Here is a 20,369-nt window from a genome sequence, read left to right on the forward strand (position 1 = left end):
TATGGCAAAGCGGCCAAAGACACTCAGCGCGGATGACAAAGCGCTGTGGCAAAAGGTGACGGACAGCACGACGCGGTTGCGTCCGCCAAAGCCGTCAACCGCAAAAACCGAGACTATTCCAGCCGAACCTATCCCAAAACCACCGAAGCCGATCAAGGTCTCGCACCCGAAATTCCGTGTGGGCGAGCGGGCAAAGAAATCTGGAAACCTAAATGATCTGGCGCCTTCGTTGCGCGATCACATTGCAGCCGATCCGGTTGCGATGGACCGAAAGACATTCGGCAAGATGAAGAAAGGGCGGCTGTCGCCAGAGGCGCGGATTGATCTTCACGGGATGACGATTGCGCAGGCGCACCCCATGCTGACGCGCTTTATTTTGAACGCCGTGGACGCCGACCGCCGACTTGTTTTGGTGATCACCGGCAAAGGCAAACACAAGGACGAGGGCGGCCCAATCCCTGTGCGGCACGGCGTCTTGCGCCATCAGGTGCCGCATTGGCTGAACACGGCCCCGCTTCGTCAACATGTGCTTCAAATCACCGAAGCGCATCTGAAACACGGCGGGCAAGGCGCCTATTACATCTATCTGCGCCGTCGGCGTTAGGGTGATGTGTTGGGAATAACCAGACGTGTCGCGTTTTGAACTACCAAAACAGTTCCGGGCAACAGACCGGGGCGGACTGTTGGGCTGTCACTGATTGCGGTCGACAGGTTCGGAATGCTGTTGATCAGGCGCAGGAATGCGGGCGAGGCGAAGGCCACATTGTGATCCGCCTGCCCGTCGCTGAAGGCTGACAGATCCACAAGTGTTACGTCCAGCTCGGCCAATTCGGCGACGTCGGTATTGTTGCCAAGCCGCGCATTTTGCCCCGTCAGTCCGGCAGATAGTTTTAACGCCCGATCACGAGACGATGTGAAAATATAGAAAGGTTGTGGCAGCTTCCCGATGCGTTTGGCTTGCTGTCTGAACAGGTCCAAATCAATATCGGGCGAAATCAGAACGACCCCACCGATTTTGCTAAGCCCTTTTTGCCCGTCGGCGATTGCCATTTGGCGCAAGGCCTCCATCGACAAAAGCGCACCCATGGAATGCCCAACCAGCAGGATCTCATCCACGCCTGATTTCGAGACCGAGCGCAAGGTGGCCTCAAGCCCGTCCCGCGCAAACAGCATGGAATCGCGGTCATATCCGTATCCCAGCGGATGCCCGGCGCTGGGCCAGGAATAGTGGACGGGCAGGAAGGGCAGTTCCAGATCTGCGTTCAATTGAGCAAACCGGTAAAGGCCTTCGGAGAAACGGTTGTTGAACCCGTGGACAAAAACGGCTGCCGTTCGCTCCTCGCCCCGCCGTCCCCGCAATGCGCGCGACATCGCGGTTTCGAATGCGCGCTGCGAGGGGTAGCGTTCGTAACTATCCACAAGAAAGTGCTTCGCTGGGTCCGGGGTTTTTCGACCGGGCCAGTTAATCTCTCCGGGTTCGCGCTGTTTCGGGATCGAAACGCTTACCTCTCCAAACAGAAGATCGCCGCCGCGGTTGCTGGTCGGCGCACCGTTTTCGTCGGTTTCGCGGGTCGAGGTGACAAAGATGCTTTGCACATCACCAATTTGGCCCGCACCCGGCAAGAAGGTGATCGTGCCGCGCGGCGCGCAGGCGGAAAGGACCAGAACAACAAGAAAAACAAAACGGCGCACGGGGCAGTCTCCTGAAACACAGCTAATGGATAGCCGACGAGACCGCCCCTGCCTAGATCAAAGCACGTAGCGGCTGACGTCGGTCGAGGTCATAAGCGCGCCCAGATGCGTGTCGACAAAGGCTTTGTCGACCACAACAGTTTCGCCGCCCCGGTCCGGGGCCGAAAAGCTGAGTTCCTCGAACACGCGCTCCAACACGGTGTAAAGCCGCCGCGCACCGATGTTTTCCACGCTTTGGTTTACGTCAGCGGCAATTGTTGCAAGGGCGGCGATGCCATCATCGGTGAAGCTGACCGTCACGTCCTCGGTCCCCATGAGGGCCGTGTACTGACGGGTCAGTGCGTTGTCGGTTTCGGTCAGGATGCGCACGAAATCCTCTTCCGTCAGGGCGCGCAGCTCGACGCGGATCGGCAGACGGCCCTGAAGTTCCGGCAACAGGTCCGAGGGCTTGGCCACGTGGAACGCGCCTGAGGCGATGAACAGGATATGATCCGTTTTCACCGCGCCGTGTTTGGTCGACACGGTGGTGCCCTCGATCAGCGGCAGCAGGTCGCGTTGAACGCCTTCGCGGCTGACATCGCCGCCCCGATTTTCGGTGCGTGCGCAGACCTTGTCGATTTCGTCCAAAAAGACGATGCCATTCTGTTCAACGGCTTCCAGTGCTGATTTAGTGACTGTTTCGTCATCCAGAAGCTTGTCGGCCTCGTCGGAAATCAGAACCTCATAGCTGTCGCGGACAGTCATCTTTTTTGTCACGGTCCGCCCACCGAACGCTTTCCCAAACATGTCACCCAGATTCAGCATTCCCATGCCCTGCCCCGGTTGCCCCGGAATATCCATCATTGGCATTGGGTTCGAGGTATCGGCGATTTCCAACTCGATCTCGTGGTCGTCCAGTTCACCGGTACGCAGCTTTTTGCGGAACATTTCGCGCGTGGCGTCGCGGGCATCAGATCCGGCGATGGCTTCGATCACGCGATCCTCGGCGGCTTCTTCGGCGCGGGCCTTCACGTCTTCGCGCATATGCTCGCGGGTTTGGATGATGGCTGCGTCCACCAGATCACGCACGATCTGTTCGACGTCACGACCAACATAGCCGACCTCGGTGAACTTGGTGGCTTCAACCTTCAAAAACGGCGCACGGGCGAGCTTTGCCAAGCGGCGGCTAATCTCGGTCTTGCCGACACCGGTGGGGCCAATCATCAGGATATTCTTCGGGTAAACTTCGTCGCGAAGGTCATCCGCCAGCTGTTTTCGACGCCAGCGATTGCGCAGGGCCACGGCAACGGCGCGTTTGGCGTCATTCTGGCCAATGATGAAACGGTCAAGTTCCGAGACAATCTCGCGCGGGGTCAGATCGGTCATGTGGTGTTTCCTTTCTTTAGGCGCATCAGCAGGCAATCTGCCGTGCGGCCTTTAAATTCTGGGATCACGGCAAATCCGGCCTTTTCATAGGCGCGAACAGCGCGGATATTCGCAGGATCGGGGTCGATGATGATATCGTCATGCCCGATGCTGCGCAGGTAGGTGGTGAAATCCTTCAGGATGCGTGTTCCAAGGCCCTTCGACATCAGATCCGCTGGCCCGATCGACAAATCGACACCCACAGTTTCCGGCGACAGCCAGGTAAGCCATGGGTATTCCTTGCACAGCTCTTCGGTCTGGTGGTCGCCGATAACCCAATATTGGATATAGCCGATGGGTGTATCATTCAGCACAAACAGAAACGGATGCGATGGGTCGTGGCCTTCAAGCATATCGTTGATAAATCCAAGCTCTTCTTCGGGGTCGTCGCCCCACCATTCCCGCCAATGCGGCAGATACATCCACTTGCGCAGCAAGGGCATATCGTCAGGCGTCATTGGCCGGAATGTCAGATCAGCCTGCAATCGTCTCAACCGTTAGGTTTCCATTGGTATAGACACAAATATCGGCGGCAATCGCCATGGCTTTGCGGGCCACGCCTTCAGCGTCCAGATCGCTGTCCATCAGGCCACGCGCGGCGGCCAGTGCGAAGTTTCCGCCCGATCCGATGGCGGCCACGTCATGTTCAGGCTCTAGCACGTCGCCAGCGCCGGTGATCACGAACAGATCCTTGCCGTCGGTGACGATCAGCATCGCCTCTAGCTTTTGCAGGTATTTGTCGGTGCGCCAGTCCTTTGCCAGCTCGACCGAGGCACGGGCCAGTTGGCCGGGCGTAGCTTCCAGCTTGGCCTCCAGACGCTCCAGCAATGTAAACGCATCCGCAGTCGATCCGGCAAAGCCAGCGACAACATCAAACCCGCCGGGGGACAGACGCCGCACTTTGCGTGCGGTGCCTTTGATGACGGTTGGGCCCAAACTGACCTGCCCGTCGCCTGCGACAACTACTTTACCATTTTTACGCACGCCGATGATCGTCGTGCCATGCCAGCCGGGAAATTCCGTATCCGCCATATCGCCTCCAAATTCGGTTTCACCCTATATGGACACGCGATTTGCGACGCACAAGCACCTGCCTGCGCGAAGGGACGATTCCCGCCGAGATGGGGGTTAGCGTTTCAGGTTCTAATGAGGCCGCATTCGCTGCCTCTCGCCTTCGGCTCAAACACGATTGCGTCCCCACATGGTTCGGAAATTCCTGAAAACGCTTTAGCCCAGCCAGCCACCCAGATTGCGCTGGGCCACGCCGATCAGCGCGTCGATATGGGCGTCATCGTCGTTCAGGCAGGGAATATAGGTGAAGCTTTCGCCCCCGGCCTCGATAAAGGCCTCTTGGATCTCTTCCTGAATTTCCTCAAGCGTTTCAATGCAATCGGCTGAGAAAGCGGGCGCGATGACCGCGATGTTCTTCTTGCCGCCTTCTGCCAGACGGGCGACTTCTTCGACTGTGTAGGGCTTAAGCCATTCCTCGGGGCCAAAGACCGATTGGAAGGTCGTGGTGATGTCGGTGTCATCCCAACCTAAACGTTCTTTCAGCAGACGTGTGCTTTTTTGACATTGGCAGTGATACGGGTCGCCCTGCATCAGATAGCGTTTCGGCATCCCGTGATAGGATACGACAAGCAGATCCGGGCGCGTTTCCAGCGCGGCATAGCCCTTTTCCACTGACTGTGCCAAGGCGTCCACATAGGCGGGATCGTCGAAATAGGGCTCGATCGTGCGGGACGCGGGCTGCCATGTCTCTTCCATCAACGCGCGGAAGAATTGGTCGTTTGCAGTGCCCATCGTAGCCCCCGCATATTGCGGGTAAAGCGGGAAAAAGAGGATGCGATCACAGCCTGCCGCGACCATCTCGGACACTTTCGACTTAGTTGATGGGTTGCCATAGCGCATGCAGAAATCGACCATGACCTGATCGCCATATTTGGCGTCAAATGCGTCTCTAAGCTTGCTGATTTGCGCCTTTGTGATCGTCATCAAAGGGCTTTCGTTCAGCTCTTCGTTCCAAATGGATTTATACGCCTCGCCCGATGAAAACGGGCGTTTGGTCAGGATGATGGTTTGCAACAAGGGTTGCCATTTCCATGCGGGATAATCGATGACGCGCTTGTCTGACAGGAATTCGCCCAGATAGCGGCGCATCGACCAATAGTCATATCCGTCGGGCGTGCCAAGGTTGGCGAACAGGATGCCGACTTTGCGGGCGGGAAGTTTCGGGTGGTCCGTGGGCATTTGCATAATCATGGCTACGTCCTTGTTCGCGTCTCAGATCACTTAACCGGAATAAATTTCAGGTCAATCGGACAATTTGGTCTCGTCCGTACCCAGAACATCCGCCAGTCGGGCGGCGGCGGATCCGGGGCGCAGGGGTTTTTGCTGGCTTTCATCGGGCGCCCAGCCGGTCAGAAAGATCATCTCGAAGCTGGCGGTGATGCGGTTACCGCCGGCCGGGAAGTGTTGTGCATAGCGGGTTTTGATATCATCAAAGAATGCGCGATTCAGGGGAGCAATAAGTCTCTGTTCCAGCGCATTTCGCTCTCCCATCAGGCGCAGATCCCGCATCAGGGAATAGCTGTCTGCATAGGTCACCTGCCGTACAGCGCTGTCCGCGACGGGCAGCGCAAGGCCCGCACGTTGCAGAAGCGCACCAAGGTCTCGGATTTCGCCCATCGGGACGACGCGAGGGGACAGGCCGCCGGTGCGGGCGACCTCGACCTCGGACAAAATGGCGCGGAGTTCGGACAGGGTTTGCCCACCAAACATTACCCCCATGAACATCCCGTCATTAATCAAAGCGCGTCGGGATTGGATGATTTGCCCCACCGGATCGTTGGCCCAGTGAAGGGATAGCCCGTGGATCACCAGATCATGTGCACCCGGTTCCAGCGATAGGACGTCGTCATCAGGCACAATCACAGCGTCTGGGAAGTTTTCGGCCCAAATCTGCGGAAAACCGGTGACAATCGCTGGCTTGGTAAACGTTCTGTTAACCTCTGTCAGGCGATCCTTCACCTCATCGGCGGCAAGTTCTTGCAAGAACATGCCGTCCTCCGTCGCGCGGCGGCGGTTTTGCGCAAGTTGGTTGCGGTTGGTCAGCTTGGGGGTGTCGTCAGGCAGTCTCATCGACGCGGACCATAGTTGGAAAGGGCGAAAATGCAATCAGCGCTGCACCTGATATATCCTCCGCAATGCATCAGTTGTGACGCGCCGACGGATGCGGATTTTGCACTGTGCCCCGAATGTTGGAGCGGAACGCCCTTCATTACAGGCCTATCCTGCGATCTGTGCGGTGAACCCCTGCCCGGCGAGGATGATGGAAATACCGCGCATTGCGACGCCTGCATGACGCGGCAGCGTCCCTGGGTGCAAGGGCGGTCCGCACTGCTTTATCGCGGGAATGCGCGCCGAATGATCCTTGCCCTGAAACATGGTGACCGGCCTGAACTTGCCCGCAGTTTTGCCCCATGGCTGGCGCGTGCGGCCGAGGATATGTTGCACGACGACATGGTGATCCTTCCCATTCCCATCCATTGGACCCGGCGATTGAAGCGGCGCTATAACCAATCGGCCGAGCTGTCGCGGGCGCTATCACGGGAAACCGGGTTAAAGCACGCGCCGCAGGCCCTGATCCGTCCCCGCCGTACTGCGGTTCACGATGGGATGAGCGTCGAGGATAGGTTCGCGAACATGGAGCATGCGATTGAACCACACCCGAAACATGGTGCAATATTACAAGGGCGCGATGTGGTTTTGCTGGATGATGTGATGACATCGGGCGCGACATTTCATGCCTGCGCGCACGCAGCTGTGAGCGCCGGTGCGGCATCTGTGAAGGTCCTGTCCCTTGCGCGGGTGACCCGTGACGCCTAATTGCCTTTGGTTCTGCAAACGTGCAGAACGGATATGAAGGAAGGGTGTCATGCAACTGGTTACGATCTATACCTCGCCACTGTGCGGATTTTGCCATGCAGCAAAACGGCTTTTAAACAGCAAGAATGTTGAATTCGACGAAATCGACGTGCTGATGAAGCCTGCAAAGAAGCAAGAGATGATGTCGCGCGCCCATGGCCGCCACACAGTGCCGCAGATCTTTATCGGCGATGTACACGTGGGCGGGTGTGATGATCTGTATGACCTGGAACGCAGCGGAAAGCTTGATCCGCTGCTGGCGGGCTGACCCATGCGCGTCGCGCTGATCCAGTTTACGGCCGGGGATGATCCGGCCGCAAATCTTGGACCATTGCGCGACATGATACGGCAAGCAGCACAGAATGGGGCCGAGTTCGTTTTGACGCCGGAAGTGTCGAACATCATCTCGACCAGCCGCCGCCATCAGCAGAGCGTCCTGCATCACGAGCCCGAGGACCCGACGCTTGCCGCCTTGCGTTATGAAGCGCATGCGTTGGGCATATGGCTGTTGATTGGGTCGCTGGCGCTAAAAACTGACGACCCTGACGGGCGCTTCGCCAATCGGTCGTTCATGATTTCTCCGCTGGGGGATATTGTCGCACGCTATGACAAGATCCACATGTTTGATGTGCAGATTGACGACGTTGAAAGCTATCGCGAAAGCGTGGGCTATCGTCCGGGTGATCGCGCCGTCGTCGCCCAGACCGAGTTTTGCCCGATTGGCATGAGCATCTGTTATGACATGCGCTTCCCGCATCTTTATCGCGCGCTTGCCAAGGCTGGTGCTGAAATAGTCACTGTTCCTGCGGCTTTCTCACCCGTGACGGGGGTTGCGCATTGGGAAAGCCTGCTGCGTGCCCGCGCGATTGAAAACGGCGTATTTATTCTGGCTCCGGCGATGTGCGGGCAGCACGGGTCGAAGCGGTCTACATACGGGCATTCTTTGGTTGTGTCCCCGTGGGGCGAGGTTTTGGCCGATGGCGGAACGGACCCCGGCATCACAATGGTTGATCTTGACCTTGCAGACGTGGGAAGGTCGCGCCGACGCGTCCCATCCCTGACGCATGATCGAGAATTCAAAGGCCCCTGATGTCCGAAAGCTCTGCCGAAACCCTGTCCGTCGCCCTGTTCAGCGAGATGTTCATGGCCGACCAGTTGGCGCGCAACCGTCTGTCGAAAGCGCTGCCCAAGGGGATGGAGCTAAGCCATTTTTCCGTGCTGAACCATCTGGCCCGCGTGGGCGAGGAAAAAAGCCCTGCGCAATTGGCCAAGTCATTTCACGTCACGCGCGGGGCGATGACCAACACGTTGAACAAGCTGGAATGGGCCGGGCATGTGCATATCCGGCCTGATTGGGATGACGCGCGGCGTAAATTCGTAACGATTTCCCCGTCCGGGCGCGCGGCGCGCGATGCGGCGCTGGCTGCGATTACGCCGATTATCTCGAACATGGTGAAACAGATCGGTGCGGATAATGTGCGTAACGTTCTGCCTGTGTTGCGAGAGATGCGTCAAATCCTAAGCGAAATCGAATGAAATCGCTGGAATTTGCGACGGACCTCATGGTTCAGGATGGCCAGACCGAGATTCAGAGGTTTGATGATCGGTTCGTTCAGCGCACGCCAGATGAACCTAACTATTGGTTTGGAAACCGCGTTGTTTTCAATGAACAACCGAAATCCGCAGATGATCTAATCGCACAGTTTCACACTGATCTGCCCGAGGCTAAGCACATCTGCATAAGTTGGGATGTTCCAAATCTGAGCATTCAGTCTGTGAGGGACGTATTTGAATCCACCGGGCTGCGCGTGGAGCAAGGCGATGTTCTTGCTTTGCGACAGGATCTGATGCGCGTTGACGTGCCAGAAGGGATCACTGTCCGGCCCTTGGTGTCAGCATCTGACTGGCGTCAGAGCGAAGCCATCGGTCGTTTGGATTTATTGAATGACGGAGCACCTGAGGCAGGGTTAGACACCTTTTTGATGAATAAGACGATCGCGCGACAAGACCAAATCGCCAAAGGGTTGGGTCAGTGGTTTGGCGCTTTTGACGGCGACACACTTGCGGGTGACATGGGCATTTTTAATGACGACCGGCTCATCCGCTATCAGTCCGTTCAAACGCATGCGGCATATCGCCGGCGCGGCATCTGTTCTTCACTTCTGTGCATCTGTCTGGACTGGGCAAAATCCCGCGCGCCAGATGCGCTTCCGGTGATCGTGGCGAATGCGGATACGGATGCCGGGCGGCTGTATCGCCGTGCCGGGTTTACCTTGGCTGAAACAACGGTTGCTGCCTATCGGCCGCCGAAATAGAGACTATTTCGGCTTAACCGAGGTTATGGCGTAGTTCACCGAAAGGTCTTGGGATGACAAAGACCAGCTCCACCCCAGTGGATTGAACACCATGCCTATGCGATCCACCACGTTCAGACCGGCGGCGGCGATCAGGTCGGCCAACTCATCCGGTGTGATGAATTTCGACCATTCATGTGTCCCTTTGGGCAGCCAGCGCATCACATGCTCGGCCCCGATGATCGCGACCATATAGCTTTTCGGATTGCGGTTGATCGTGGATGCCACCATCAGCCCGCCCGGCTTCAACAGCTGCTGACAGGCGGTCAAATAGGCCAGAGGGTCGGCGACGTGTTCAATCACTTCCATGTTCAGAACCACGTCGAACTGCTCGCCTGCTTGGGCAAGGCTTTCGGCGGTGCAATTGCGGTAATCAATCTGCAACCCCATCTGTTCGGCATGGACCTGCGCGACCGGGATGTTGCCCGCCGCTGCATCCGCGCCAATCACGGTGGCTCCAAGACGCGCCATCGGTTCAGACAAAAGCCCACCGCCGCAGCCGATATCCAACAGGCGCAGCCCCTTGAATGGCTCGACATCATTCAGGTCCCGCCCGAACTCGGCGGCGATCTGATTTGTGATATAGTCCAGACGCACCGGGTTCATCATGTGAAGCGGTTTGAACTTGCCCGTGGGATCCCACCATTCGGCGGCCATTGCCTCGAACTTGGCGACTTCGGCGGGGTCGACGGTGGTCTGGTTTTCGACAGTCATCGGATACCTTCTTTCTGATGGCGGGCGCGTCGTGGTCATTATATAGAGGTCTTATGGATAAGGCCGCAGGAAAAAACAGCGCAGTCGCAAGGTTGTATCCCCCGATCGACCCGTTTGATCGGCATATGCTGGATGTGGGCGATGGCCACAAGATCTATGTCGAACAATCCGGCAATCCCGACGGCATTCCCGTGGTGGTATTGCATGGCGGTCCGGGCGGCGGGTCGTCGCCCGCGATGCGCCGGTTTTTTAACCCGCGGCTTTACCACATCATCCTATTTGATCAGCGCGGCTGTGGGCGCTCGCGTCCGCATGCGAGCATCGACCATAACACCACGTGGCATCTGGTGCGTGATATCGAACAAATCCGCACGACGCTGGGCATTGATCGCTGGATTGTGTTTGGCGGAAGTTGGGGGGCGACGCTGTCCCTGATTTATGCGCAGGCGCACCCGTCCCGCGTGGCGCATTTGGTTTTGCGCGGTGTGTTCCTTGCCACGAAATCTGAGTTGGATTGGTTCTATGGTGGTGGCGCTGGGCGGTTCTGGCCCGAGCTTTGGGATCGGTTTGAAAGCCTGATCCCTGAACCCGAGCGTCACGACATGATCAGCGCCTATCATCGGCGCCTGTTCTCTGGAAATTACGCGGAAGAAGCACGCTATGCCCGCGCGTGGACCGGGTGGGAGAACGCGCTTGCCTCGATCCAGAATGCGGGCGCGGTGATCGAAAGCCCAGCCGAATACGCGCGCGCCTTTGCGCGGTTGGAGAACCACTATTTCCGGCATGGCGCGTTTCTGGATGAAGACGGCAAAATCCTTCGCGACATGGATCGCATTGCGCATATCCCTGGTACGATTGTGCAAGGGCGCCACGATATGATCTGCCCACCCAAGATGGCGTGGAAACTGCATCAACGCTGGCCGAAATCCGAACTGCGGATGATCCACCTTGCCGGCCATGCCCTGTCCGAGCGCGGGATTGCGGACGAGCTGGTGACGGTAATGGAAAAACTCGCGGTGAACGCGAGCGATCGGGGTTTAAGATCGCCCGTTTGATCCTATATCGAAGCTATTGCAAGAAATGCGAGGCTTTGACCAATGCAGACCGCGACATTCTGGAACAAGATTGCAGATAAATATGCCAAGGACCCGATTTCGGATGTGGCGTCTTATGAGCATAAGCTGAAGCTGACTCGGGATCGGTTCCGGCCGGACATGACTGTTTTGGAAATTGCATGCGGTACGGGCAGCACCGCGATCTTGCATGCGCCACATGTGGCGAACTATCTGGCGGTCGATATCTCGGATCGGATGATCGAGATCGCACAGGCAAAAGATGTGCCATCTAATCTGACATTTCAGGTCGCGAATGTGGAAGAGATGCCGCTGGATCCGGGCAGCTTCGATATGGTGCAGGCACATTCTGCGTTGCATCTTCTTGGTGATCCCAAGGCCACGATTGAAAAGATCTATGGCACGCTGAATCCCGGCGGGCTGTTTGTCAGCTCGACCGCATGCGTCGGTGGGGTCTGGTGGTTGAAGCTGATCGCGCCAATCGGCAAGGCGCTGGGCAAGTTTCCACATCTCTCGTGGTTCACCGAGGATGAGCTGCGCAAGATGATGCGCGACGCTGGGTTCGAGATCGTCGAAGACTGGCGTCCCAAGGGTAAAATCAAGGCGCTTTTCCTGATCGTAAGGAAGCCTGAAGCGTAAGGCTTGCAGACTCAGGCGCTTTCCCCTATATGCCTTCTTAACAGCGGTGCTTCGGTCTCCACCCCCGAAGCTCCACCGGAAAAATCCGACGGGCCCGCTGGCCCGTTTTTTTGTTTTGGAGATGCGAGTGAGCAACCTTGTTGCAAAATCCGCGATTGATCGTCGTCTGGCTGACATTGCCGGCCCCGTGATTGAAGACATGGGGTTCGAACTGGTGCGTCTGCGTCTGATGGGGGGTAATACGCCCACGCTGCAGATCATGGCAGAACGTCCCGAAGGCGGGATCGAAGTGGATGACTGCGCCCAGATTTCGACTGCGTTAAGCGCGATTTTTGATGTCGAAGACCCGATCGAGGATAATTATACGCTTGAAGTCGGCTCGCCCGGCATCGACCGTCCGCTGACCCGTCTGAAAGATTTCAGCGCGTGGTCGGGCTATGTCGCCAAGATCGAGACATCGGAACTGATCGACGGACGCAAACGCTTCAAGGGGAACCTTGCGGGCGTTGAAGAAAACGAGGTTCTGATCGAGATCGAGAACCAGGGCGAAGAGGTCACGATTGGCCTTGATTTTGACTGGCTGGCAGATGCCAAGCTGGTTTTGACCGACGAATTGATCCGCGAAGCACTGCGTCAGCGCAAAGATGCCGGCCAGATCGACGAAGCCCAATTTGATGAAATTCAAGAAATCACCGGTTCCGAGGAGGACTGAGAATGGCAATTACTTCTGCTAACCAGCTTGAGCTTTTGCAAACCGCCGAGGCCGTCGCCCGCGAAAAGATGATCGACCCCGGTCTGGTCATCGAAGCGATGGAAGAAAGCCTGGCCCGCGCAGCCAAGTCGCGCTACGGCGCCGAAATGGACATTCGCGTGACCATCGACCGCAAGACCGGCCGCGCCACCTTTACCCGCGTGCGCACCGTTGTTGCAGATGAAGAGCTGGAAAACTATCAGGCCGAGTTCACCGTCGAACAGGCCAAGCAGTACATGGAAAACCCCGAAGTGGGCGACGTGTACAGCGAAGAAGTTCCCCCGGTCGAAATGGGTCGTATTGCTGCCCAGTCCGCCAAGCAGGTGATCTTGCAGAAGGTCCGCGAAGCAGAACGTGACCGTCAGTACGAAGAATTCAAAGATCGCGCCGGCACCATCATCAATGGTCAGGTTAAGCGCGAAGAATATGGCAACGTTATTGTGGACGTAGGTGCTGGCGAAGCCATCCTGCGCCGCAACGAAAAGATCGGCCGCGAAAGCTATCGTCCGAACGACCGTATCCGCTGCTACATCAAAGATGTCCGCCGCGAAGCCCGCGGTCCGCAGATCTTCCTGTCGCGCACCGCACCCGAGTTCATGGCTGAGCTGTTCAAAATGGAAGTGCCGGAAATCTATGACAACATCATCGAGATCAAAGCCGTGGCCCGTGATCCGGGCTCGCGCGCGAAGATCGCCGTGATTTCGTATGACACCTCGATTGACCCGGTTGGTGCTTGTGTTGGTATGCGTGGTTCGCGTGTGCAGGCCGTCGTGAACGAGCTTCAGGGCGAGAAAATCGACATTATCCCGTGGAACGAAGATCAGCCGACCTTCCTTGTGAACGCGCTTCAGCCTGCTGAGGTGTCTAAAGTTGTGCTGGATGAAGAAGCCGGCAAGATCGAAGTTGTTGTGCCTGACGAACAGCTGTCGCTGGCCATTGGCCGTCGCGGTCAGAACGTCCGTCTGGCAAGCCAGCTGACGAACCTTGATATCGACATCATGACCGAGGCCGAAGAAAGCGAGCGTCGTCAGAAAGAATTCGCGCTCCGCACTGCCCTGTTCATGGACACCCTTGATCTGGACGAATTCTTTGCCCAGCTTCTGGTGTCCGAAGGCTTCACCAACCTGGAAGAAGTCGCCTATGTCGAAGTCGATGAATTGCTGGTGATCGACGGTGTTGACGAAGGCACTGCACAGGAACTTCAAACCCGTGCCCGCGAATATCTGGAAGCTCAGGCCGCCAAGGCGCTGGAAAACGCCCGCGCAATGGGTGTCGAAGACAGCCTGATCGCCTTCGAAGGTCTGACCGCGCAGATGGTCGAGGCATTGGCCGAAGACGGTGTGAAATCGCTGGAAGACTTTGCGACCTGTGCGGACTGGGAGCTGGCTGGCGGCTGGACCACCGTGGATGGCGAGCGCATCAAGGACGATGGTTCGCTTGAGAAATTCGGCATCTCGCTCGAAGAGGCTCAGGACATGGTCATGACCGCCCGTATTCTTTTGGGTTGGGTCGATCCGGCTGAACTGGAAGCGGAAGCTGCAGAAGGTGAAGAAGACGCCGAAACCGCAGAAGAAGGGGCCGAGGCCTGATCCTCGGGCCTCAGAGGGCAACGCATGACGCGTGGTGGACATAAAAAGCGGCCGGAAGATCCGGAACGGCGCTGCATCGCAACCGGTGAAACACAGCCAAAGGCTGGGTTGATCCGCTTTGTGGTGGGGCCGGATGACATGGTGGTGCCTGACCTGTTGGGCAAGCTTCCGGGTCGTGGGATCTATGTCGCTGCCAACCGTGCGGCGATTGCCACGGCGATTAAGAAAGGCCTGTTTTCACGCGCTGCGCGCAAGCAGGTCACCGTACCTGACGGACTGCTTGAGATGCTTGAACGCAGCTATGCAGATCGGGTGACACATCTGATCGCAATGGCACGCAAAGCGGGTCAGGCGGTCGCTGGGTATGAGAAAGTTAAAGACTGGCTGATGAAAGATCAGGCCAAAGTTTTGATCCAAGCCTCGGATGGGTCCGAGCGCGGAAAATCGAAGCTTAGACCGCCCCGCGAAGAGGGACGGTTTATCGAATGTCTGACCGGTGACGAACTGGGTTTGGCGTTTGGACGTGAAAATGTGATACATGGCGCGCTTGCGTCTGGCGGTTTGGCCTCTCGTGTTGTAGAGGAAGCCCAGAAACTGACAGCGATGCGCGTGCAAGATAGCGACGGCGGGAAGGCTCGCCGGAAAGGTACGAAGACCAGATGAGCGATAATGACGGCAAAAAGACCCTTGGCCTACGCGGAAGCCGCCCCGGCCAGGTGAAGCAAAGCTTCAGCCACGGGCGCACCAAGAACGTCGTGGTCGAAACGAAACGCAAACGCGTTGTCGTGCCCAAGCAAGGTGCGGCAGCTGGCGGTTCCGGCAAGGCACCCGCAGGTGGGGATCCGCGCAAGCGTCCCGCCGGGATTTCGGATGCCGAAATGGAACGCCGCATGAAGGCGCTTCAGGCTGCAAAGTCACGCGAAGTCGAAGAAGCTGCCAAGCGCGAAGCCGAAGAAAAAGCCCGCGAGGAAGAGCGTAAGCGTCGTCGTGAAGAAGCCGAAGCCAAGGAACGCGCCGAGCGCGAGCGTGAAGAAGCGCTGAAAGCCAAGGCCGAAGAAGAAGCCCGCAAGAAGCGTGAAGCTGAAGAAGCGAAAGCGGCGCGTGCGAAGCCCACTCCGGCAGCAGCGGCAGACCCCGCAGCTGCGCAAGCGGCAGAGCAACGCGGCACAGGTAAACCGTCATCCGCTCCGCGCAAGAAAGACGATCGTGGCGGTGCAAATGACCGTCAGAACCGTGGCAACAAAGGTGGCCGCGATGACGGTCGCCGTTCGGGTAAGCTGACCGTGAACCAAGCGATGCGTGGTGGCGATGGCCGTCAGCGTTCGGTTGCCTCGATGCGCCGTAAGCAAGAGCGTGCACGCCAGAAAGCCATGGGTGAATCGGTCGAGCGGGAAAAGGTTATCCGCGACGTTCAGGTTCCAGAAGCCATTGTTGTGTCCGAGCTGGCCAACCGTATGGCGGAACGCGTTGCTGACGTCGTTAAGTCTCTCATGAAAATGGGCATGATGGTCACGCAGAACCAGGCGATTGACGCCGATACTGCGGAACTGATCATTGAAGAGTTCGGCCACAAGATCGTCCGCGTGTCGGATGCTGACGTGGAAGATGTCATCGACTCCGTTGAAGACAACGAGGACGATCTGGAAGACCGCGCCCCGATCATCACGATCATGGGCCACGTTGACCACGGTAAAACCTCGCTTCTGGATGCGATCCGCGATGCAAAAGTCACGGCTGGCGAAGCTGGCGGCATCACGCAGCACATTGGTGCTTATCAGGTGACAACCGACAGCGGCACAACGCTGAGCTTCCTGGATACGCCCGGCCACGCCGCGTTTACCTCGATGCGTGCACGTGGTGCGCAGGTGACGGACATTGTTGTTCTGGTTGTGGCTGCTGATGACAGCGTCATGCCGCAGACCATCGAAGCCATCAACCACGCCAAGGCGGCCGAGGTTCCGATGATCGTTGCGATCAACAAATGCGACAAGCCGACGGCGAACCCCGATCAGGTCCGCGCCGAGCTGCTGCAGCATGAAGTGATCGTCGAGAAAATGTCAGGTGACGTGCAGGACGTGGAAGTGTCCGCCATCACCGGTGCCGGTCTGGATGAACTGCTGGAAGCCATCGCGCTGCAGTCTGAAATCCTTGAACTGAAAGCCAACCCGAAGCGTGCCGCTTCTGGCGCTGTGATCGAAGCCCAGCTTGATGTGGGCCGTGGTCCTGTTGCCACCGTTCTGGTTCAGAACGGTACGCTGAAACAGGGTGACATCTTCGTCGTGGGCGAGCAGTGGGGTAAAGTCCGCGCGTTGGTCAACGATCATGGGGATCGCGTGAAAGAAGCAGGCCCGTCCGTTCCGGTCGAGGTTCTGGGTCTGAACGGTACACCTGAAGCTGGCGACGTTCTGAACGTTGTGGACACTGAAGCACAAGCGCGCGAGATCGCAGAATATCGCGAGCAAGCCGCCAAGGACAAACGCGCCGCTGCCGGTGCTGCGACCACGCTGGAACAGATGATGGCCAAGGCGAAGGCCGACAAGGATGTGGCCGAGCTGCCCATTCTGGTCAAAGCCGACGTGCAGGGTTCTGCTGAAGCCATCGTTCAGGCGATGGAAAAGATCGGCAACGACGAAGTCCGCGTGCGCGTGCTGCACTATGGTGTGGGCGCGATCACCGAAACCGATGTGGGTCTGGCGGAAGCCTCGGGCGCGCCGGTTATCGGGTTCAACGTGCGTGCAAACGCGTCGGCCCGTAACTCGGCCAACCAGAAGGGCGTCGAGATCCGGTACTACTCGGTCATCTATGACCTTGTGGATGACGTGAAAGCGGCGGCTTCCGGCCTGCTGTCGGCAGAAGTTCGCGAGAATTTCATCGGATACGCGGAAATCCGCGAAGTCTTCAAAGTGTCGGGCGTTGGCAAGGTTGCTGGCTGTCTGGTCACCGAGGGTGTTGCCCGCCGTTCGGCTGGCGTGCGCTTGCTGCGCGACAACGTGGTGATCCACGAAGGTACGCTGAAGACCCTGAAGCGCTTCAAAGACGAAGTGAAAGAGGTTCTGTCTGGTCAGGAATGCGGTATGGCATTTGAAAACTATGACGACATCCGTCCGAATGACGTGATCGAGATCTTCGAACGCGAAGAGGTCGAGCGCTCGCTGGACTAATCGTCGCGTCGACTGATGGAAAAGACAAAGGGGACGGTTTTCCGTCCCCTTTTCATATCTAAAGCGTTTCGGTTTTAACCTGACATAGGGGAAAACCGAAACGCAGTGCAAGATTGCTGGGTTGCGGGCGTTTCGCGACAAACTTGTGTCTCAAGTTTATCCCGAAACGCTTTAGTGGTGTCTTATGCCGCCATGTCGCGTTTCACAGGCCAACCAACATGCAGCCGGTCGCCCACGCGCACCACGAGGCGGCCATCGGACAGAGTTTTCACAAACTGACCCTGCACCATACTGTATGTGCCAATCATGATCGTTTTAAGCATGTGACTTCCCCTGACACGGAAATTGAACAGGGTCAGAATACCATGCGGTTGGTAAACCCGCGGTAAACCTTTTGCGCGCTGCCTTTGTTACGGGGTCAAAGCAGGTCGCGCAGGATCGGGATTAGGGGAATATCTGCAGGCGGCATTGGATAGTCGCGCAGCTGGTTCACCCGTGCCCATTTCAGTACCTGCCCCTCGCGCGGGCTGGGTGTGCCGTTCCATTTGCGGCAGGCAAATAGCGGCATCAGCAGATGGAAGTCGTCATACGTGTGACTGGCGAAGGACAGCGGGGCCAGACAGGAATCCCACGTCTCGATGCCAAGTTCCTCATGCAATTCACGGACCAAAGCTGCCTCGGGCGTTTCGCCGGGCTCAACCTTCCCTCCCGGAAATTCCCACAGCCCAGCCATGGATTTACCTTGGGGCCGCTGGGCCAGCAGGATACGCCCATCGGGATCAATCAGGGCGACGGCAGACACAAGTACAGTTTTCACGAGCGATAATCCGCGTTGATTTGGATATAGGCGTGGGTCAGATCGCAGGTCCAGACGGTGGCGGTGCCATCGCCGACACCAAGATCAACATCAATCAGCAGTTCGTCCTGCTGCATGTAATCTGCGCCGGCCTCTTCGTGATAACCGGGTGAGACCCAGCCCTTCTCGGCGACCAGAATATCCCCGAACTTGATCGACAGAAGATCACGGTCGGCATAGGCGCCGGATTTCCCAATGGCCATGACCACGCGGCCCCAGTTGGGATCCTCGCCAGCAACGGCGGTTTTCACCAAGGGTGAGTTGGCAATGGACAGCGCGTGGATTTTTGCATCTGCGTTGGATTTCGCGCCGGTCACGCGGACCTCAACGAATTTCGTGGCCCCCTCGCCGTCGCGCACAACTTGGTGCGCCAGATCCAACATGACGTCGTTCAGCGCGGTGCGGAACGCGGTGTTGGATTGGTCGACTTCAACGTCAGATGCGCCCGTTGCCGCCAGCAGTAATGTGTCCGAGGTCGAGGTATCGCTGTCCACGGTAATGGCGTTGAAGCTGTCTTCGTTAAGGTCCGACAGCATTGCTTGAAGATCCGCCTGCGCGATCTTTGCATCCGTAAAGATGAAGACCAACATCGTCGCCATATCCGGCGCGATCATGCCTGATCCCTTGGCGAAGCCCGCGATGTTCACCGTCTGGTCGCCCACCTGTATCTCGGCCTTGGCCCCTTTGGGGAAGGTGTCTGTGGTGCGGATGGCTTGGGCTGCGTCCTGCATCGCGTCGGGAGACAGGTTGGCCTTCAACGCGTCGATCTTGGCGGTGATACGATCATGGGGCAGTGGTTCGCCAATCACGCCAGTTGAGGCGGAATAGACACGGTTTTCAGGCACATTCAGCGCCTTTGCGACGGTCGCTGTGATGGCCTGAACCGATCCATCCCCGGCAGCACCCGTAAAGGCGTTCGAGTTGCCCGCATTGACCAAAATCGCGGCACCCTGATCCGAGGTAGAACCCAGTTTTGCCTGACAATCCAGAACCGGTGCCGAGCGCGTGGCGGATCTGGTGAAAACCCCCGCCACGGTCGTGCCCGGTTGAAGTTCGGCCAGCATAACGTCCAGCCGATCTTGATACTTTACACCCGCCGCAACAGCCGAGAACCGCGCCCCGGCTATTACAGGCAGATCGGGAAAACGTGCAGGGGCAAGCGGCGAAACCTCATGTGTGTGGGTCTTCGCTGCGACCAGCTGGGCCTTCAGCTTGGACACCTTCTTTTTCAGCTTTTTGATTTTCGCCGTCTTACCCATCTTCGCCCCCTAAGATTAGTTTTCCAGAAGTGTCATATCACGCGAGACGGCGGGGTCGATCCCTTCCAGCTCGATGCGCTCGATCGTTGCATCTTCTAGAAGCACCTGAACGGCAGCCTCGACCGCATCGTTTTCGATCTGCGCGGCCAGATCAGCGCGCACATCGTCCAATGCAGGTGCGCCAACCATGCGCTCATCATTCAGCTTGACCACGTGCCAGCCGAACTGAGTTTGAACGGGGCTGGAAACAGCACCTTTGTCCAACCCGATAACGGCGTCTTCAAACGGTTTTACCATCATGCCGGGGCCAAACCAGCCAAGCTCGCCTCCACTGGGGCCGGATGGTCCGGTTGAAAACTCTTTCGCCAGTTCGGAGAAATCAGCACCGCCGTCGAGCTTGGTAATCAGTTCCATTGCTTCGTCTTCGGTGGCGACCAGAATGTGCGAGGCGTTGAATTCCTGCGACGGTTCGGCATCTGCATAGGCCGCGTCATAGGCAGCTTTCAGCGCCTCGTCGGTGACGGCATCTGCAATGATGTCATCCACTTTCTCGGCGGCTGCAAGTTCACGACGATGGTTTTCCAAAATGACTTTGCCACGGCTGCTAATCTCGTCCGAGGCTTGACCCAGAACGGCCTGCTGAATCAGCTGCTCGACCAGCCCCGGAAACAGAACGTCGTCGGGCAGTTGCTGAAACTGCGGAGCCAGTGCCTGACGGGCAGCAATGACGTGGGCAAGGGTGATCTTTTCGCCGTTGACTGTTGCCAGGACCGTGTCAGCCTGAACCTCGACCTTAGGCGCGGATTCCACTGTTGCGGTCTCTTGCGCGACGGCCGAACCGCCCAAAGTCAGTGAAAGCGCAAAGCCAAATGCGGCTGCGTGGCGATTAAGCATGAAAATATCCTTTAAAACAGGCCGGATCCCCCGGCAACATTGACAGTTTTCCACCC

At 57.7% G+C, this 20,369-nt stretch carries 23 protein-coding genes; 12 read left to right on the top strand and 11 right to left on the bottom strand.

Annotated elements, in window-relative coordinates:
* The first annotated feature begins 1 nt into the window (after position 1).
* Complete coding sequence (locus tag FIL88_RS12820) at positions 2-604, top strand: Smr/MutS family protein (RefSeq protein WP_142854273.1); 603 nt, start codon at positions 2-4, stop codon at positions 602-604.
* On the opposite strand, the gene FIL88_RS12825 is transcribed toward FIL88_RS12820, so the two are convergent.
* The 6 genes from FIL88_RS12825 to FIL88_RS12850 form a co-directional block, all read right to left on the bottom strand.
* Complete coding sequence (locus FIL88_RS12825; RefSeq protein ID WP_142854274.1) at positions 601-1,692, bottom strand: alpha/beta hydrolase; 1,092 nt, start codon at positions 1,690-1,692, stop codon at positions 601-603. The two genes, FIL88_RS12820 and FIL88_RS12825, sit on opposite strands and share 4 nt — an antisense overlap.
* A gap of 57 nt (positions 1,693-1,749) precedes the next feature.
* Positions 1,750-3,057: an ATP-dependent protease ATPase subunit HslU gene (hslU, locus tag FIL88_RS12830; RefSeq protein ID WP_142854275.1), complete on the bottom strand. Its 1,308-nt coding sequence runs from the start codon at positions 3,055-3,057 to the stop codon at positions 1,750-1,752.
* Positions 3,054-3,590: a GNAT family N-acetyltransferase gene (locus FIL88_RS12835; protein WP_322788899.1), complete on the bottom strand. Its 537-nt coding sequence runs from the start codon at positions 3,588-3,590 to the stop codon at positions 3,054-3,056. The genes hslU and FIL88_RS12835 overlap by 4 nt, the downstream gene beginning before the upstream one ends.
* Positions 3,571-4,128 (bottom strand): ATP-dependent protease subunit HslV, encoded by a 558-nt coding sequence (hslV, locus tag FIL88_RS12840; RefSeq protein ID WP_142854277.1) that lies wholly within the window; start codon positions 4,126-4,128, stop codon positions 3,571-3,573. The genes FIL88_RS12835 and hslV overlap by 20 nt, the downstream gene beginning before the upstream one ends.
* A 195-nt stretch (positions 4,129-4,323) precedes the next feature.
* Positions 4,324-5,358: a ferrochelatase gene (hemH, locus tag FIL88_RS12845; protein WP_142854278.1), complete on the bottom strand. Its 1,035-nt coding sequence runs from the start codon at positions 5,356-5,358 to the stop codon at positions 4,324-4,326.
* 51 nt (positions 5,359-5,409) lie between these two features.
* Positions 5,410-6,237, bottom strand: a complete 828-nt coding sequence (locus FIL88_RS12850) for a methyltransferase domain-containing protein (RefSeq protein ID WP_142854279.1) — start codon at positions 6,235-6,237, stop codon at positions 5,410-5,412.
* Between the two features lie 30 nt (positions 6,238-6,267).
* Here FIL88_RS12850 and FIL88_RS12855 point away from each other — a divergent pair, with 30 nt between their 5' ends.
* From FIL88_RS12855 to FIL88_RS12875, 5 genes are read left to right on the top strand one after another with little or no spacing between them, the layout of a single operon-like run.
* Positions 6,268-6,984 (top strand): ComF family protein, encoded by a 717-nt coding sequence (locus FIL88_RS12855; protein ID WP_142854280.1) that lies wholly within the window; start codon positions 6,268-6,270, stop codon positions 6,982-6,984.
* A 49-nt stretch (positions 6,985-7,033) separates the two neighbouring features.
* Positions 7,034-7,291 (top strand): glutaredoxin 3, encoded by a 258-nt coding sequence (gene grxC / locus FIL88_RS12860; protein WP_142854281.1) that lies wholly within the window; start codon positions 7,034-7,036, stop codon positions 7,289-7,291.
* 3 nt (positions 7,292-7,294) lie between these two features.
* Positions 7,295-8,113 (top strand): carbon-nitrogen hydrolase family protein, encoded by an 819-nt coding sequence (locus FIL88_RS12865; RefSeq protein ID WP_142854282.1) that lies wholly within the window; start codon positions 7,295-7,297, stop codon positions 8,111-8,113.
* The gene (locus FIL88_RS12870; protein ID WP_142854283.1) at positions 8,113-8,559 is read left to right on the top strand and encodes a MarR family winged helix-turn-helix transcriptional regulator; all 447 of its coding nucleotides are present in this window, start codon (positions 8,113-8,115) and stop codon (positions 8,557-8,559) included. The genes FIL88_RS12865 and FIL88_RS12870 overlap by 1 nt, the downstream gene beginning before the upstream one ends.
* Entirely contained in the window at positions 8,556-9,338 is a 783-nt protein-coding gene (locus FIL88_RS12875; protein WP_142854284.1) for a GNAT family N-acetyltransferase, read from the top strand. Before FIL88_RS12870 ends, FIL88_RS12875 begins: the two co-directional genes overlap by 4 nt.
* 3 nt (positions 9,339-9,341) lie before the next feature.
* On the opposite strand, the gene ubiG is transcribed toward FIL88_RS12875, so the two are convergent.
* On the bottom strand, positions 9,342-10,091 hold the full coding sequence (ubiG, locus tag FIL88_RS12880) for a bifunctional 2-polyprenyl-6-hydroxyphenol methylase/3-demethylubiquinol 3-O-methyltransferase UbiG (protein WP_142854285.1): 750 nt from the start codon (positions 10,089-10,091) through the stop codon (positions 9,342-9,344).
* 53 nt (positions 10,092-10,144) lie between these two features.
* On the opposite strand from ubiG, the gene pip reads away from it, so the two are divergent.
* The 6 genes from pip to infB all read left to right on the top strand — a co-directional run bounded on the left by pip (position 10,145) and on the right by infB (position 17,304).
* On the top strand, positions 10,145-11,146 hold the full coding sequence (gene pip, locus FIL88_RS12885; RefSeq protein ID WP_142854286.1) for a prolyl aminopeptidase: 1,002 nt from the start codon (positions 10,145-10,147) through the stop codon (positions 11,144-11,146).
* A 42-nt stretch (positions 11,147-11,188) separates the two neighbouring features.
* The gene (locus FIL88_RS12890; protein ID WP_142854287.1) at positions 11,189-11,803 is read left to right on the top strand and encodes a class I SAM-dependent methyltransferase; all 615 of its coding nucleotides are present in this window, start codon (positions 11,189-11,191) and stop codon (positions 11,801-11,803) included.
* Positions 11,804-11,930: 127 nt separating this feature from the next.
* Entirely contained in the window at positions 11,931-12,515 is a 585-nt protein-coding gene (rimP, locus tag FIL88_RS12895) for a ribosome maturation factor RimP (protein WP_142854288.1), read from the top strand.
* Between the two features lie 2 nt (positions 12,516-12,517).
* The gene (gene nusA / locus FIL88_RS12900) at positions 12,518-14,143 is read left to right on the top strand and encodes a transcription termination factor NusA (protein ID WP_142854289.1); all 1,626 of its coding nucleotides are present in this window, start codon (positions 12,518-12,520) and stop codon (positions 14,141-14,143) included.
* Between the two features lie 24 nt (positions 14,144-14,167).
* Positions 14,168-14,806, top strand: a complete 639-nt coding sequence (locus FIL88_RS12905; protein ID WP_142854290.1) for an RNA-binding protein — start codon at positions 14,168-14,170, stop codon at positions 14,804-14,806.
* Positions 14,803-17,304, top strand: a complete 2,502-nt coding sequence (infB, locus tag FIL88_RS12910) for a translation initiation factor IF-2 (protein ID WP_142854291.1) — start codon at positions 14,803-14,805, stop codon at positions 17,302-17,304. Before FIL88_RS12905 ends, infB begins: the two co-directional genes overlap by 4 nt.
* A 182-nt stretch (positions 17,305-17,486) precedes the next feature.
* Here the strand turns inward: infB and FIL88_RS16730 are convergent, their stop codons facing one another.
* From FIL88_RS16730 to FIL88_RS12925, 4 genes are all read right to left on the bottom strand, one after another.
* On the bottom strand, positions 17,487-17,627 hold the full coding sequence (locus FIL88_RS16730) for a hypothetical protein (RefSeq protein ID WP_185960942.1): 141 nt from the start codon (positions 17,625-17,627) through the stop codon (positions 17,487-17,489).
* Between the two features lie 95 nt (positions 17,628-17,722).
* A complete protein-coding gene (gene mutT / locus FIL88_RS12915; protein ID WP_142854292.1) occupies positions 17,723-18,121 on the bottom strand; it encodes an 8-oxo-dGTP diphosphatase MutT in 399 nt (132 codons plus the stop codon).
* Entirely contained in the window at positions 18,118-19,419 is a 1,302-nt protein-coding gene (argJ, locus tag FIL88_RS12920; protein WP_142854293.1) for a bifunctional glutamate N-acetyltransferase/amino-acid acetyltransferase ArgJ, read from the bottom strand. Before argJ ends, mutT begins: the two co-directional genes overlap by 4 nt.
* 15 nt (positions 19,420-19,434) lie before the next feature.
* Positions 19,435-20,313: a peptidylprolyl isomerase gene (locus FIL88_RS12925; protein WP_142854294.1), complete on the bottom strand. Its 879-nt coding sequence runs from the start codon at positions 20,311-20,313 to the stop codon at positions 19,435-19,437.
* Between the last annotated feature and the right edge of the window lie 56 nt (positions 20,314-20,369).

The organism is Aliiroseovarius halocynthiae, from assembly GCF_007004645.1.
GTDB lineage: Bacteria > Pseudomonadota > Alphaproteobacteria > Rhodobacterales > Rhodobacteraceae > Aliiroseovarius > Aliiroseovarius halocynthiae.